This window comes from Massilia sp. CFBP9012 (assembly GCF_034045115.1).
In the GTDB taxonomy this organism is placed as follows: domain Bacteria; phylum Pseudomonadota; class Gammaproteobacteria; order Burkholderiales; family Burkholderiaceae_D; genus Telluria.
Window position 1 is genome coordinate 72,955 of the sequence record NZ_JAXCWM010000010.1, and the last position, 15,222, is coordinate 88,176.

Consider the following 15,222-nt stretch of genomic DNA (forward strand, 5'->3'; position numbering starts at 1 on the left):
ATGAGTAGCTTGCAAGGAAAACGCGCCATCGTCACCGGCGCATCGCGCGGCATCGGCGCCGCGATCGCCCTCGAACTGGCGGAACAGGGCGCCGACGTGGCGATCACCTACGAGCGTTCGGCCGAGCGTGCCCAGGAAGTCGTGCGCACCATCGAAGGCCGTGGCCGCAAGGCGGTCGCGATCCAGGCCGACAGCGCCGACCCGGCCGCGATCAGGCGCGCGGTCGACGAAGCGGCGCGGGCGCTGGGTGGCCTGGACATCCTGGTCAATAACGCCGCTATCGCCCGCTATGCGCCGATCGCCGACATCGCCGTGGACGATATCGACGCCCTGCTGGACGTGAACGTGCGCGGTCCGATCCTGGCGGCGCAGGCGGCCATCCCGCACCTGGGCCAGGGCGGCCGCATCGTCAATATCGGCTCGGCCGGCGCCGACCGCATCGTCGGCGAGGGGGCCACCGTGTATTTCCTGACCAAGGCCGCGCTCAAGACCTTCACCAGCGGCCTGGCGCGCGAACTGGGCGCGCGCGACATCACCGTCAACCTGGTGCAGCCGGGCTCGACCGACACCGAGATGAACCCGGCCAATGGCGACTTCGCCGAGTTCCAGAAATCCCTGATCCCGCTGGGACGCTTCGGCGAGCCGCGCGACGTGGCGGCGGCGGTGGCCTTCCTGGCCAGTCCGGCGGCGCGCCAGATCACCGGCGCCGTCCTCACCGTCGACGGCGGGGCGATCACCTGAGTTTGCTGAAAGAGGATCCAGGCGCCGTGCAGCGCGGGCCTTGCTCGCGCTACACTAGCGGATATGCAATCCGCACCACTCTTACTTCCGCGTCGCCGCCGGCTGCTGCCGGTCGCGCTGGTCGTATTGCTGCACTGGATCGTGCTGAGCGTGCTGCTCGACGTTAACCTGGAGTTGCCGCGCCAGGGCCATGGCGAGGGCGGGGCGGCGACGATCCTGGCGCAAGTCTTGCCGGCCGCCGCGCCGCCGCCACCGCCGCCGCCCGCGCCGCTGCCGGTGCCGGATGCGGCGCCGCTGCCCTTGCCCGTGATTGCGCCGGTCGAATTCGGCATGCCGGCCCAGGCGGGCGGCTTCACCGTCGGGATGGAGCTTGGGGCGGCCGATGGCGTCCCCGGGGGAAGCGGCGTGGAGCCCGCTTCCACCGTACCGGCGCCACCACCCGCTGCGCCGGCGCCAACGCCAGCCCCGGAAGCGCCGGCGCCCGCCGAGCCGGCCGCCCCCGTCGTTCACGAGATGCGCCGCTACAAGGTCGACATGCCGCCCCCGGCCTCGATCACGCTGGACGTCGCCCGTACCGACAAGGACGGCGCCGAATGGTCGGGCGAGGCCTTGTTGGCCTGGCAACTGAACGACGATACCTACAAGATCCAGGTCGAGGCCGGCATCCGGGTGGTATTTACGCGGGTCAACCTGGTGGTCTTGCACAGCGAGGGCGCGGTGGCCGCCGCCGGCTTCGCGCCGATCAAGATGACGGAAAAGCGGCGCGGCCGTTCGCTCACGGCCACCCATTTCAACTGGGGCGAGAACAAAGTGACCTTCTCTGCGTCGCAGGCGGCCTATCCGCTGGTGCCCGGCGCCCAGGACAAGGCCAGCGTCCCGCTGCAGCTGTCTGCGATCGCGCGCGGCGACTCCAAGCAACTAAGCGGCGACATCGACATCTTTGTCGGCGAAGACCGCGACGCCGCCGTTTACCGGTTCAATGTGGTGGGGCAGGAAGAGATCGACACCAGGCTCGGCAAGCTGCAAACCTGGCGCCTGACGCGCCCGCCGCAGCCCGGCTCATACAAGTCGACACTCGACATCTGGCTGGCCCCGCAACACGGCTGGTACCCAGTGCGGATTCGCAATACTGAGGCCAATGGAGCAGTAACCACGCAAACAGTGAATAATATCGTCTTGAACCATTCAGGATTTTGATATGCTTCTAGACAACATTCGAAAAGCCGGCGTCGCATGCACGCTGGCACTCGCCCTGGGCAGCACCGCCGTCCAGGCCGCAAATCCTGCGCATCCATCCGTCAAGCGCGCCTTCGAATTGCCGCCATCGGCCGACCTGCAGTATGACCTGAGCGCGCGCCAGCGCGGCCTGTCGCTCAAGGGCGACGCCACCGTCGCCTGGCGCGCCGGCGACGGCAAATACGACCTGCAGGTCGAGTCGCGCGTGGCCATCCTCGGCACCCTGCTCGACAACCGCAGCCAGGGCGCCATCGACGAATTCGGCCTGGCGCCGGCGGAATTTTCCGAGAAGCGCATGCGCAAGGACCCGACCTCGATCACCTTCGACCGTGGCGAAAAAGTCATGAGTTTCTCGGAAGGCGACAAGACCTACCCGCTCAAGGGCGGGGAGCAGGACCGTGTGTCGATCACCTGGCAGCTGGCGGCCGTGGCGCGCGCCGCCGGGGACAAGTTCAAGCCGGGCTCGGAATGGCCGTTCTTCGTGGCCGGCCGCAGCAGCGCCGAAGCCTGGACCTTCAAGGTGGTCAAGCGCGAGAAGGTGAAGACCGGGCTGGGCCAGGTCGACGCCGTGCTGGTCAGCCGCGAAGCCCTGCCGGGCAGCCGCGACCAGAGCATCGAGGTGTGGCTGGCGCCGGAGCACGAATGGTATCCGGTCAAGATCCGTTTCACGGAAGGCGACAAGGAAACCATCGAGCAGACGCTCAAGAGTATTGCTAAGCCATCAAACTAAGCCTGCCACGTCGTTCCCGCGCAGGCGGGAACCTAATTTACAAGCGTTATCGAAATGCTAAAACTTAGGTTCCCGCCTGCGCGGGAACGACGTTTCGACTGTTGCCTCTGGGTCACCCGATCGGGGATTTCCAAATCTAAACTGTTATACTGACGCCCCCGCGACGCCGGTCGGGCCTGTACACGGTTGTAGAAACAATGACAATCCAGGCCCGTCTCGACCGCGCACGAGAGACTGGTAACAACGATGATCGATCCCCTTGCCGGCGCGGCCCTCGCTGCCGACTCCCCGGCCATAGCGCCGGAACTTGATCCGCTGCAAGCACACTTCCAGGAAGGCGTCGCTCCCGACGAAATCGAGCAGGTCTTCCACCTCAAGCGTGCCCAGCCGATGCTGTCGGCCTTCACGGCCCTGTTCCACGGCACCCAGGATGGGGTGCTGGTGCGCCTGCTCGTCTTGCGCGAACTGGCCGGCGACACCGCCAGCTCGGCGTTTTCGCGCGCCGACATCAACCAGAAGCTGGCCTACCTGATTCCGGAGAGCCTGGAGACGGTGCTCAACCGCCTGCGCGGCCACGGCCTGCTGGCCTGGGACGCCCCGGCCGCGGTGTACCGCATCACGCCTCTCGCACGCAACGTCCTGTCCGCGCTCGAGACCCTGCTGGCGCTGGGCAAGCCGGAAGACGACGACGCCGAGATGGGCTTCCTGCTGTCGCAGGTGGCCGGCGCCCAGGCGGTCGGCGGCGTGACCGTCGACCAGCTGAAGCACCTGCTGGGCCGCCTGATCGAGCTGACCGAGGAATTCCGCGATGCGATCGCCTCGGGCTCCGAGTTTCGCCTGCGCACCTCGCAGGCCAAGTGGCATATGGCGTGTGATTGGGTGGAGAAGGGCTCCGTCATCCTGCGCGCCATCACCTCGGACGAGCGGGCTGATTCCGCTACGCACCGCGCGGCCCAGGCCATCGGCCGGGCCCAGAGCGCGCTGCTCAATATGCAGGGCATGTTCTCGCGCGCGCTGAACCAGATCGAGCGCCAGCGCGTGCACCTTGGCCAGTCCGGCCTGTCGACCACCGACGTCAAGCGCTGGCTGCTGGCCCATGAAGACCTGGCCAGCCTGGCCTCGGGCGCGATCGATCGCCCGGTGACGCCGCTGTTCGGTACCCCGGCCGAGATGATCGACGTGGCCGAGACCGAGCTCCTGGCCGAACGCGTGATCTCGACCGGGCCGAAAGGCCTGCCGAGCGGCCAGGACGCGCCGCTGACGATCAACGACAACCCGGCCATGATGGTCGAGCTGAACGACTGGATCAACAAGCTGGCCGACTTCGCCAACCTGGGCAACTTCCCCGAGTTCTCGGAAGTCGGCCCGCGTCGGGTGCAGCTGCATGAATCGCTGCTGCCGGCCAGCTTCGCGCTGGCGTCCTACCGCGCCTCGCTGCTGCCGCTGCTGGGCGACGCGTCCGAGGCCAGCCTGCAGGGCGCGACCGCCGACCTGGCGCGCCTGCCGCTCTCCTTCGAGGCCCAGGACCAGTTGATCGAACTGGACGACCCCGAAGTGGCGGCCATGTCGATCGCGACCCTCTCCATCAATCCAGATATCCCTTCGGACGGCACGCCCACATGAATGACGATGCACAAATCCTGATCGCGCGCCTGCTGACGCACCAGACCCTGCGCCGCGACGACAAGATGGTCAAGCGCGCGCTGTCGGACGACCAGTTCCGCGCCGAAGTCGACAAGCGCCTGCTCGAATCCGGCCTCAAACTGCTCGACAACGTGTACGCCGACCACGTGACCGTGGCCCTGCACCGCAACGTCGAGCCGAAGATCTTCGGCGCCAAGGACATCTGGCAGAACAATAACTTCGGCCTGACCCGCGACGGCGTGGCCCTGCTGGTGGTGTTGTGGGCCCAGATCATCCTGCCCAAGCGCGAGCGCCAGGAAACCCACACCTCGGTGGACGACGACCAGAACGATATGTTTGAGAAGGACACGCCGATCCCGCGCGCCGAAGACGCCTCGATCGGCATCTCGTACACCGCGCTGCTGTCGGACTTCGGCGATAAGCTCGGCAAGAAGACCCGCATGGACATGAACCTGGGCGTGCTGTCCAAGCTGGGCTTCATCGAACGGCGCGGCGACGTGATCCTGGAAGGCCCGCTGCTGGACCTGATGATGGACACCGACGTGCTCAAGGAGCGCATCATCAACGGCGCGCTGTCCGAAGTCTTCAAGCGCGCGCCGCTGGCCGCCGCTCCGCGCAAGGTGGCCGTCGACGCAGAAGCCGCCAACGATGCGGTCGCGGTCGAGTCTCCCGATGCCGCCGACGATGCAACCGATACCCCGAACTGAGATAGCCGATGTTCCACATTAAATCACTCGAACTGGTCCACTGGGATTACTGGCAGCGGATCAAGAACATCCCGCTGGACGCCAAGATCATCACGATCGCCGGCCAGAACGGCTCGGGCAAGACCACGCTGCTCGACGCGATGCGCACCCTGTTCGGCCTCGATTGCTCGATGGGCCGCACGTATAAACACTATGCGCGCCACTCGGGCCAGCAAAGCGCCTGGCTGCGCGCCGTGGTCGACAACAAGCCGATCGGACGCCAGCTGTCGAACCGGCCGTTCCGCCACTCGGGCTTCTTCGCGGACGACGAGGTGACCCTGTTCTGCCAGGTGCAGAAGAACGGCGGCGACTGGAAGCGCCAGTACCTGATGCGTCCGGGGAATGTCGAGATCGAGGAAGTGACCGAAGCCACCGACTGGCTGGGCGTCGAGAATTACAGGAAACGACTAGCGTCAGCGGGCCTGTCGCCGGCGATGTCGAAGGTGCTGGCGCTGGAGCAGGGCGAGACCGATAAACTGTGCGAATACGCGCCGCGCCAGTTGCTGGACCTGGTGTTCCAGGTCTTCGGCGACAAGGAAGTGCTGGACGCCTACGACGAAGCCAAGCGCCACCAGCGCGACACAGAGGTCGAGCTGAAACGCTTCGAGACCGAACTCGAGACCTCGCGCACCAACCTCGAGGGCTTGCGCCTGCGCGTGGCCAACCACCACCAGTGGTCCGACCTGAACAAGGAAAGACGCGAGCTGCACGAAGAAGTGCTGCCGGCGCTGCAATACCACGAGGCGCGCGAAAAGGCCGCCAACAACAGCCGCATGCTGCGCGAGGCGAAGAAGCCGCTGGTGCAGGCCGACGGCCAGCTGGCCGAGAAACGCAGCCAGCTGGCGGCGCAGCAGCGCGCGCTCACCGACGCGCAGAAACAGGAAACCGAACTCGAAGCCGAGGGCGGCGAACTGGCCAAGCGCCTGTCCGAGGTGAACACGCGCCTGAAGCCCCTGGAAAGCCTGCTCGAGCAGCGCGACCGCCTGCAAAAGCTGTCGGCGGACGCCGGCGCCGACATCGCCGAAGTCGCCAAGCAGCTCGAGGAGAAAGAAGCCGAGCTGGCGCGCCAGAAGAGCGCGCGCGAAGCGGTGTCGAGCAAGATCGCGGGCGAGATGGCGACCATCTCCGCGCTGCAGGGCAAGACCTCGATGCCGGAGCCGGAAGCGCAGCGCCTGATGCGCCGCGCCTTGCGCGACGAGGGCATCGCCCACGCCATGCTGTCGGACATCGTCGAGGTGACCGATCCGAAGTGGCAGGGCGCGGTCGAGGGCGTGCTGGGCGGCTATGCCTCGGTGGTGCTGCTGGAGAATGCGAAAGATGCGCCGGCGGCTTACCGCCTGGCCGAGAAGGAACGCTATCGCCACTTCATCGTGCCGGATTGCGTCAACGCGCCGGTGGTCAAGGACGACAGCCTGCTGTCGGTGGTGCGCTTCTCGGGCAAGGCGCCGGGTTGGCTGATCGACCAGCTGGAACGCATCGAGCGCGTCGACTCGGTCGACGAAGGCTTCAAGAGCCGGTCGGACGAGTGGATCACGCCGGATGCCTACCACCGCGAACGCCGCGGCGGCCGCTCGTTGTTCGTCGAAGCCTCGCGTTACCGCTTCGGTGCGGCGGGCAAGACCCAGCGTCTGGAAGCAATCCAGAAGCTGATGCCGGCGCTGGAAAAGCGGGAAGACGAGCTGACCCTCGCGATCTCGAAGCTGGCCGCCGAAGTGGGCGGCCTGAAGGCGCGCATCGCCGGTGTCGACGCCGCCAAGGAATTGTCGGCGCGCCAGGAAGAATTCGAGGAAGCGCTGCGCACCATCGCGCCGCTCAAGGCCGAGCGCCTGGAGGTCGGCGCGCGCCTGGGCGAGCTGCAGACCCTGAGCAAGAACGCGACAGTGAACCGCACCCGTGCCGACACCGTATGGCAGAACGCGCGCATGGCCTTGTCGGAAGCCGAAGCCGGCATGCGCCTGAACCATCGCCGCCAGATCGAGCAGCGCAGCGAGCACGCCAAGGCTCTGCTGGAGATGCGCCGCGGCTGGCGCGCGGTGCCGGGCGCCTGGAAGAACCCCAACTGGCGCGGCGACCTGGTGGCCAAGCACCAGAATGCGCACCAGGTCAACCTGCGTCTCGGTTCGCTCGAGCATTCGCTGGCGCGCGAGGACTGGGAACTGGATCCGACCGTGATCGACCAGTACGCGCGCCTGCACGAGCAGCTCGAGGCACGCCAGAGCGAGACCGAGGAGCGCCGCTACCAGAACAACCGCGCGATCGAGGCGACCGGCAATGCGCGCGGGGCCTATATCGAGCGCCTGCGCTACACGATCAAGACCTATACCAAGAACATCCGCGAACTGGGTGCGCTGGCCGGCATCGACGTCCAGGCCGACCCGGTGCGGCTGGAGAACGACGACGTGCAGCTGTCCCAGGCGGGCCTCCACGTGCGCTTCAAGTTCGACGGCAAGGACCAGATCGGGATGAACGACGGCGAAGCCTCGGGCGGCCAGCAGGTGATGAAGTCGCTGGTCTTGCTGATCGGCCTGTTGAAATCGGAAGAAGGCTCGGGCGGCTTCGTGTTCATCGACGAACCGTTCGCCCACCTGGACATTCGCAACATCCAGCTGGTCGGCGAGTTCCTGAAGAACACCGACGCCCAGTACCTGATGACGACGCCGCTGACGCACAACACCGACGTCTACGATCCTTCGGAACTGACGCTCATCACGAGCAAGAAGAAGAAGGACATGCAGTGGGCGCAGCCGATCTTCGTGCTGCAGCGAAGGAAGGACGAGGCGAAGGCCGCGTAATGAAAAAGGGATCCTTGATGGATCCCTTTTTGCTTCAATGGTCGCGTTTGTGGTGGGCTACGGACTTGGGTTCCCGCCTTCGCGGGAACGACGTGTTTATGTATGTGTCCGAAATAGCCGCCGTGTCTGGCCCGCTAAGTAAAACAACGTCGTTCCCGCGAAGGCGGGAACCCAAGGTAGCCCGCATACCGCGCACGATCAAACCTGATCGATCGCCTTGCGCACCCGTCGCCGCCAGCGCAGCAGCGCCGCCGAGTAGTAGCCGAAGTAGCCCGCCGTGATCCCCACGCACAGCATGGTCAGCGGACTGTCGGTCAGCTGTTGCGTCGGAATGCCCTTGCCCTGGTTGGCATACACCTCGATGCCGATATACAGCAGGCGCGCCACCAGGATCATGGACATCACCAGCCCCAGGCGCGCGGGCGGCGTGAAGAAGTAGCCTTGCGGGGTTTCCTCGAACCGGGTCAGCTTGAGCCCCCAGACCGCATAGCCGATGCCGCCGCCGGCGCCGACCAGCAGCGCCGCCAGGTTATAAGGCGTGTCGAACAGCTGCGTTAGCGGCACCAGAATCATCGCGCCGAATACCAGCACGCCGGTGTAGTGGCGTGAGCCGATCGAGCGCTGGCGCTGCATCTGCTTCTTGATGCGGCTGTAGATGCGCCAGACCAGCAGTGGAGTCAGGACGAGCAGGGCCAGGGTCGTGATCGAGAATTCCATGTGCGGCGAGAAGGCTGTGTTCAGGAAAAACCGCATTGTAGCCCACTGCCGGCGCGCGCCGCGCCGCCGGGCCGCATGATAAGGTAACCCGAACCGCATTCCTGCAAGGAGACCGCATCATGCACGCCGCCCCTCATGCCGCCCATCGTATTACCCGGATGCCACCGCGCGTTCCGGTCCACGCTCATCGGGCGCCCGATCCGGCCCCGATCGAAGAACCCGTGCCCGAGCCCTTCGACACCCCGCACCCGCACCACCAGCCGGTGCACCTGCCGCACGACGAAGAACCGGTGCCCGATCCCAAGCCAAGTTGAGCCGACCGGAGCACGTCCGGGATGAGCGTGCTACCATGAAGTCATAGTTGTACTCTCATCCCGACGTAATGAAACACCGACTTTTCCTGTTCGACCTCGACGACACCCTGCTCGATTTCCGCGCCTCCGAACAGCGCTCATTCATGCGCACCATGGACCAGCTGGGCGTGCGCGAGCAGGTCGGCGCTTTGTTCCAGCAATACCAGGTGACCAATCTCGCGTTGTGGCGCCATTTTGAGCAAGGCACCGTCACCAAGGACTTCCTCAAGGTCGAGCGCTTCCGCAAGACCTTCGCGGACAACGGCATCGAGATCGATCCGCAGCGCGCCAGCGACCTGTACATCGAATCGCTGGCCGATACCGTGGTGCTGGTCGACGGCGCCGCCCAGCTGTGCGAAACCCTGGCCGGCATCGGCGAAGTGGGCATCATCACCAATGGCGCCCACCAGATCCAGCACCGCCGCATCGCCAGCTCGGGCCTGCAGGGCCACCTGTCCTTCGTCGCCACCTCCGAAGCCTGCGGCTTCGCCAAGCCCGACAGCCGCTTCTTCGAGTTCACCAGCAAGATGGCGCGCACTTTCGCCAAGCACGAGACCGTGATTGTCGGCGACCGCCTGGACGCCGACATCCTCGGCGCCAACCGCTTCGGCATCGAGAGCTGCTGGTTCAATCCCGATCGCCTGGCCAACGACTCGCAGGCGATCCCGAGCTGCGAGGTCGCCAGCCTGCACGATATCGTCGCCTCGTTGCGCGGCCTGGCCGCCACCTGATCGGCTCAGTGCCCGGCGACGGCCGGGCCGCTACGGGCGCCGGGCCGGAAGCCGTGCGTCCTGCTCGACCAGGCGATCGCGAAGCCGAGCGCCGCCAGCAGGGCGGTCGACCATGGGAAGGACGCCGCGCCCCACTGGTCGAGCAGGAAGCCGCCGAGCAGGCCGCCGCCCGCGATCGCGGCATTCCATGCCACCACGTTCATCGACAGCGCCACGTCGGCGCCATCGCCCGCGGCATCGGCCAGGGCCGTCTGCAGCAAGGTGGCCGCGCCGCCGAAGCTCAGGCCCCATGCGGCCACGCCTGCATACACGACCAGCGGCGCCGCCGAGAGCCAGGCGAACAGCAGGGACAGGATGGCGAAGCCGCCCAGGCTGGCCAGGACGGTGGCGCGCAGGTGGCTGTCCACCAGCCGGCCGGCGATCCAGATTCCGCCCAGCGCGGCGATGCCGAACACCAGCAGGACCACGTCCACGCGCCCGGCCAGCCCGGCCTGCGCCACGAACGGCGCGATATAGGTGTACAGGATGTTATGCGCCAGCATCCACGCGATCACGGTCGCCAGCACCGGACGCACGCCCGGCGTGGCAAGCACCTTGCGCAGCGGCAGGCGCTGCCGGTCCGACTGGCCGGGGTAGTCGGGCACCTTGGCCACTACCCACACCACCAGCACCACGCACAGCGCCGACATGAGACCGAACGCCGTGCGCCAGCCGACCGTGCCGCCGAGCCAGGCGCCGAGCGGCACGCCGAGCGATAGCGCGATCGGGGTGCCGACCATGGCGATGGCCATGGCTTGTCCCTGCTGGTGGACGGCGACCATCCGGCGCGCGTAGCCGGCCAGCAGGCTCCAGGCCAGACCGGCAGCCATCCCGGCGCAGAAGCGCGCCGCCAGGGTGAGCGTGAAATCGGACGACAGCGCGGTCAGCGTATTGAAGATCAGAAAACCGACGATGGTCAGCAACAGGACGCTGCGACGGCGCCAGCCGCGGGTGGCGATGGTGAGCGGAATGGCGGCCAGCACCGAGCCGAGGGCATAGGCGGTCACGGTCTGTCCGGCCATCGAACTGGTTACGCCGAGGCCGTCGGCGACCAGCGGCAACAGGCCGGCCGGCAGGGTTTCGGTGGCGATGCAGATGAATCCGGTCATGGCCAGGGCCAGCAGCGCCGCGATCGGCAGGCTGCCGGCGCGGGCGACCGGGCGGGGTGAATGTAGTGCTTCCATCAAGACTCCTGTCGAGAAACGCCGGCCGGAATGGCCGGTTACTTATGTACCAATCGGTATAAATGTAGCTGGATCAAGATTGGCTTGTCAATGATTTTTGTACCGATTAGTATTGAAGTCGAACGTAGAGGAGAGCAACATGGCGACAATGGGCCGTCCCCGGCAATTCGACCGCGATGCGGCGGTCACCACCGCGATGCACCTGTTCTGGGAACACGGATATGAATCGACTTCGCTGAGCCAGTTGAAGGCCGGCCTGGGCATTTCAGCGCCGAGCTTCTATGCCGCCTTCGCGTCGAAAGAGGCGCTGTTCCAGGAGGCGGTGACGTGCTACCTCGCGTCCCATGGACAGGTGACCGAATGCCTGTGGGATGCCCGCCTCGAGCCGCGCGCCGCCATCGAACTGGCGCTGAGGCGCTCGGCGGCGATGCAGTGCGAGGCGGGTCATCCGAAAGGATGCATGGTGTCGCTGGGCGTGATGAGCGCGAGCGGCGCCGGAAACGCCGGCGTGACGGCCGCGCTGGACGCATCGCGCGCACGCACCCGCGCCGGCATCCTGGCCTGCGTCGAGCGCGGCATTGCGAATGGGCAGCTTGCACGCGCGACCGACCCGCAGGCGCTGGCCACGGTGTTCGACAGCTTCCTGACCGGCTTGTCGACGCTGGCGCGCGACGGCGCGACGCATGAAAGCCTGGGCGCGGCCATCACGCAGGTGATGCGCTTGTGGGACGCGGCCTCGCGCTAGGGTCTGACTGAATGCGAAGTCACAGCGTCCATTTTTACTTCAGTCCCGCAGCCTGACCACGTCGTTCCCGCGCAGGCGGGAACCTAAGTCTTATGCTTCACCGCTGCGCTTCCACGGAGTGGCTGCCCTACGAACTTGGATTCCCGCCTGCGCGGGAATGACGTGCTGAGGTCGCAGGACCGGCGTCCACCCGGTTGCGGCCCGCGTGCTTCGCGTTGTAGAGGTGCCGGTCGGCCTGTGCGACGAGCTCCCCCGCATCCGTATCGCCGCCGGAAGCCCGGACCAGGACGGCCACGCCGATGCTGGCCGTGACGACGCCGAACGGCGATTCCTGGTGCGGCAGTTCGCGCGCCCCGATCTCATGGCGCAGCCGCTCCGCCACCGCCATCGCGCCGGCCAGTTCGGTATCCGGCAGGATCACCGCGAATTCCTCGCCGCCGTAGCGTGCCGGCAGGTCGCGGTTGCGGTTGACCTGGGCCGCCAGGATGCGGCCCACTTCCTGCAGGCAGGCGTCGCCGGCCGGATGGCCGTAGCAGTCATTGAATTTCTTGAAGTAGTCCACGTCCAGCAGCAGCAGGGCGGTCGGGGTGCCGGCGAGCCGCGCATGGCGCAGCTCGTGGGCCAGCACGTCGTCGAAGCGGCGCCGGTTGGCCAGCCGCGTCAGCGTATCGGTATGGGCCAGCTCCTGCAGCCCGAGGTTGTCGCGTTGCAGGTCGTGGGAATAGGCGCGCAGCTTCTGGTCGAGCCGGTCGCGGATGGCGAATTGCCGGATCAGCTTGCGGGCAAAGAGCGCGAACAGGGTGGCGATCGCCAGGACCGCCACTCCGATCAGGATGCTGAACCGTTTCCATGGAGCGAGCAGTTCTTCCTTGGTCTGGCCAACAGCGATAACGAAGGCGAAGTCATCGACCCGCCGGTAACTGTACAGGCGCTCGATGTTGTCGATTCTGGCCACCATGAAATCCGTGCCTACGGGGCGCTGTCTGATCGCCTGAAACACGGCGCCGTTCGACAGATTGGTGCCTATCAGCTTGTCGTCGAACGGCCTGCGGTAGACCACCGTGCCGTCTTCCAGGGCGAGCAGGACCGTGCCGGTCTTGCCAACGTCCAGCTCGTCGTAGATACGCTCGAAGAAATTGACTTTAAGGGTCACCAGCGCGACGCCAGCGAAGCTGCCGTCCGGATTGTCGATGCGACGCGAGATCGGCAGCACCCATACACCCGTGGAGCGACTGCGGACAGGGTGTCCCACGTAGATGTCGCGGCCGGGACGGTTGCGGTGGTGCTGGAAGTAGGCGCGGTCCGAATTATTTCCCTGCGGAGTGCCCGTGAGGGAGGTCGCCAGCCAGCGGCCGTCGGCGGCGTATACGAAGATGCCGTGCAGCTCGGGCGTCGTTCTGGTGAGGACGATCAGGTGGGCCTGGAGCCTTTTCAATGCCTCGTCGCCCGTGCCGTCGTGCTCGATCCGTTCGACAACGTTCGCCAACGCCATGGTGGTGGCCTTCATCGCGGTTTCCACCTGCACGCCGACCATGCGCGCCACGTTCGACGTTGCCACCTCGGTCTGCTTGATCTGGGTGTGCCGGACCGACCAGACGAACCAGGTGGTGAAGGCAACCAGCAGCAGGCAGCCCAGTGTTGTGATCCCCACCACCATGCGCACGACCGGGCGCCGCTTGCCGCTCAGGCGCTCGACGTGGTTGTCCAGTTTGTCGGTGGATGAATTCAATGCGCCTCGCCGAAACAGGGTTCCGATTCTTGTCCAAAAATTGTGCCACTAGAAAGGAAAACCTGTCGCCGGACTACGCCGGCGTGTCTGCGCTTGCCTGATCCTGCACAGTTGTTGCCTTTTCCATTCATGCGGCTCGTGTGTGCGAAAAGCCTGGTCTACATTCTCGGCATTACCCCATCCCAGACAGAAGGAGTTCGCCATGACCGGCCCCGATCCATCCAGCCAGCTTCCCCATGTGACACAGGTCAACCGGCGCGAGTTCGTGCTGTCGGTGCTGTCCGTGGCCGCGGCGAGCGGCGCCGTCGGTGCTGGCGAGGCCCAGGCCCAGCCCGTGGACGCCGCGCCCGAAGTCCACACCGGCGGCGTGCCGCTCAGCGTCGTGGTCAACGGCCAGCAGCGCGCGCTGACGGTCGATCCCAGGACGTCGGCGCTCGACCTGCTGCGCGAGCGTCTTGGCTTGAGCGGCGCCAAGAAGGGCTGCGACCATGGCCAGTGCGGCGCCTGCACCATCCACGTCGACGGCCGCCGCGTCGTATCGTGCCTGACGCCGGCGCTGCAGCTCGAGGGTCGCCGGGTCGACACCATCGAAGGCTTGCAGCGGCCCGACGGCAGCCTGCACCCGATGCAGCAGGCCTTCATCGACCACGACGCCCTGCAGTGCGGCTACTGCACGCCGGGCCAGATCATGGCGGCGATCGCCTGCGTGCGCGAGGGTAACGCGGGTTCGCCGGAACGGATCAAGGAGTACATGAGCGGCAATCTATGCCGCTGCGGCGCCTACAACGGCATCGTGGCTGCCATCGGCCAGGCCGCCGGCGACATGGGAAAGGCGTGAACCATGCGTGAATTCACCCTGATCCGTGCCCGTTCGCCCGAGCAGGCCGTGCAAGCCATGGCCACTTATCCGGAAGCGCGCCTGATGGCAGGCGGCACCACCCTGTACGACTTGATGAAGCTCGGCGTCGAGCGTCCATCGGCCATCGTCGACATCAACGCGATCGAACAATTGCGCGCCTTCGACACGTCCGGCGCGCGCGAGCTGGTATTCGGCAGCCTGGCGCGCATGAGCGACGTGGCGACCGACCCGCGCCTGGTCAAGGACTATCCGGCGCTGTCGGAATCGCTGTGGCGCGCGGCCTCTCAGCAGTTGCGTAATATGGCCAGCCTGGGCGGCAACGTGCTGCAGCGCACGCGCTGCGCGTATTTTCGCGGCGGCGAGCCGTTCGCCTGCAACAAGCGGCAGCCGGGCAGCGGCTGCGCGGCCCTGGACGGCATCGACCGCGGCCACGCCCTGCTGGGGACGAGCCCCAGTTGCATCGCCACCTATCCCGGCGACTTCGCGGTCGCCCTGGTCGCCTTCGACGCCGTGCTCGACGTGCTGGGGCCGAACGGGGTGCGCAGCATCCCGGTGGAGGCGCTGCACCGGCTGCCGGGCGACCGGCCCGACCTCGAGACCACGCTGGCGCCGGGCGAGATCATCACCCGCATCCGGGTGCCGGTCACGCCCCTCGGGCGTGCCTCGACCTACCACAAGATCCGCGACCGCGAATCGTATGCCTTTGCCCTCAGCTCGGCCGCCGTGGCCCTGACGATGAACGGCAAGCGGGTCGCGCAGGCGCGCATCGCGCTGGGCGGCGTCGCCACCAAGCCGTGGCGCGCGCGCCTGGCCGAGCAGGGGCTGGCTGGCCGCGAACTGACCATCGAGACCGCGCTGGCGGCCGGCTTCGCCGCCTTTGCGGATGCCAGGGCCGGACACCACAACGCCTTCCGTATCGAGCTCGGCGCCCGCACGGTGGCCGACGCCCTGATGATTGCCGCACAGAGGATTTGAG

General features: G+C 66.6%; 14 protein-coding genes. 11 read left to right on the forward strand and 3 right to left on the reverse strand.

Going from position 1 to position 15,222, the window contains the following annotated elements; genetic code table 11:
- From SOM61_RS17455 to SOM61_RS17480, 6 genes are all read left to right on the forward strand, one after another.
- Window positions 1–741 (forward strand): SDR family NAD(P)-dependent oxidoreductase, encoded by a 741-nt coding sequence (locus tag SOM61_RS17455; RefSeq protein ID WP_320475256.1) that lies wholly within the window; start codon window positions 1–3, stop codon window positions 739–741.
- Window positions 742–804: 63 nt separating this feature from the next.
- Window positions 805–1,938 (forward strand): DUF3108 domain-containing protein, encoded by a 1,134-nt coding sequence (locus SOM61_RS17460; protein WP_320475257.1) that lies wholly within the window; start codon window positions 805–807, stop codon window positions 1,936–1,938.
- 1 nt (window position 1,939) lies between these two features.
- Window positions 1,940–2,707, forward strand: coding sequence for a DUF3108 domain-containing protein (locus tag SOM61_RS17465; protein WP_320475258.1), 768 nt, complete (start codon window positions 1,940–1,942; stop codon window positions 2,705–2,707).
- 246 nt (window positions 2,708–2,953) lie between these two features.
- Complete coding sequence (locus tag SOM61_RS17470; RefSeq protein ID WP_320475259.1) at window positions 2,954–4,330, forward strand: hypothetical protein; 1,377 nt, start codon at window positions 2,954–2,956, stop codon at window positions 4,328–4,330.
- Window positions 4,327–5,058, forward strand: a complete 732-nt coding sequence (locus tag SOM61_RS17475) for a hypothetical protein (protein WP_320475260.1) — start codon at window positions 4,327–4,329, stop codon at window positions 5,056–5,058. Before SOM61_RS17470 ends, SOM61_RS17475 begins: the two co-directional genes overlap by 4 nt.
- A gap of 8 nt (window positions 5,059–5,066) precedes the next feature.
- On the forward strand, window positions 5,067–7,889 hold the full coding sequence (locus tag SOM61_RS17480) for an ATP-binding protein (RefSeq protein ID WP_320475261.1): 2,823 nt from the start codon (window positions 5,067–5,069) through the stop codon (window positions 7,887–7,889).
- 198 nt (window positions 7,890–8,087) lie between these two features.
- Here the strand turns inward: SOM61_RS17480 and SOM61_RS17485 are convergent, their stop codons facing one another.
- Window positions 8,088–8,642, reverse strand: coding sequence for a CcdC protein domain-containing protein (locus tag SOM61_RS17485; RefSeq protein ID WP_320475262.1), 555 nt, complete (start codon window positions 8,640–8,642; stop codon window positions 8,088–8,090).
- A gap of 83 nt (window positions 8,643–8,725) precedes the next feature.
- Here SOM61_RS17485 and SOM61_RS17490 point away from each other — a divergent pair, with 83 nt between their 5' ends.
- Window positions 8,726–8,920 (forward strand): hypothetical protein, encoded by a 195-nt coding sequence (locus SOM61_RS17490; protein WP_320475263.1) that lies wholly within the window; start codon window positions 8,726–8,728, stop codon window positions 8,918–8,920.
- A gap of 68 nt (window positions 8,921–8,988) precedes the next feature.
- Window positions 8,989–9,690 carry a YjjG family noncanonical pyrimidine nucleotidase gene (locus tag SOM61_RS17495; protein ID WP_320475264.1) on the forward strand — a complete coding sequence of 234 codons (702 nt, stop codon included), beginning with the start codon at window positions 8,989–8,991 and terminating at the stop codon, window positions 9,688–9,690.
- A gap of 5 nt (window positions 9,691–9,695) precedes the next feature.
- On the opposite strand, the gene SOM61_RS17500 is transcribed toward SOM61_RS17495, so the two are convergent.
- Window positions 9,696–10,913: an MFS transporter gene (locus tag SOM61_RS17500; protein WP_320475265.1), complete on the reverse strand. Its 1,218-nt coding sequence runs from the start codon at window positions 10,911–10,913 to the stop codon at window positions 9,696–9,698.
- A 139-nt stretch (window positions 10,914–11,052) separates the two neighbouring features.
- Here SOM61_RS17500 and SOM61_RS17505 point away from each other — a divergent pair, with 139 nt between their 5' ends.
- On the forward strand, window positions 11,053–11,658 hold the full coding sequence (locus SOM61_RS17505; protein ID WP_320475266.1) for a TetR/AcrR family transcriptional regulator: 606 nt from the start codon (window positions 11,053–11,055) through the stop codon (window positions 11,656–11,658).
- A 127-nt stretch (window positions 11,659–11,785) separates the two neighbouring features.
- Here SOM61_RS17505 and SOM61_RS17510 read toward each other — a convergent pair whose 3' ends face one another.
- Window positions 11,786–13,387: a GGDEF domain-containing protein gene (locus SOM61_RS17510; protein WP_320475267.1), complete on the reverse strand. Its 1,602-nt coding sequence runs from the start codon at window positions 13,385–13,387 to the stop codon at window positions 11,786–11,788.
- Window positions 13,388–13,589: 202 nt separating this feature from the next.
- Here SOM61_RS17510 and SOM61_RS17515 point away from each other — a divergent pair, with 202 nt between their 5' ends.
- Window positions 13,590–14,225, forward strand: a complete 636-nt coding sequence (locus tag SOM61_RS17515) for a (2Fe-2S)-binding protein (protein ID WP_320475268.1) — start codon at window positions 13,590–13,592, stop codon at window positions 14,223–14,225.
- Between the two features lie 3 nt (window positions 14,226–14,228).
- Complete coding sequence (locus SOM61_RS17520; protein WP_320475269.1) at window positions 14,229–15,221, forward strand: FAD binding domain-containing protein; 993 nt, start codon at window positions 14,229–14,231, stop codon at window positions 15,219–15,221.
- Window position 15,222 lies beyond the last annotated feature (1 nt).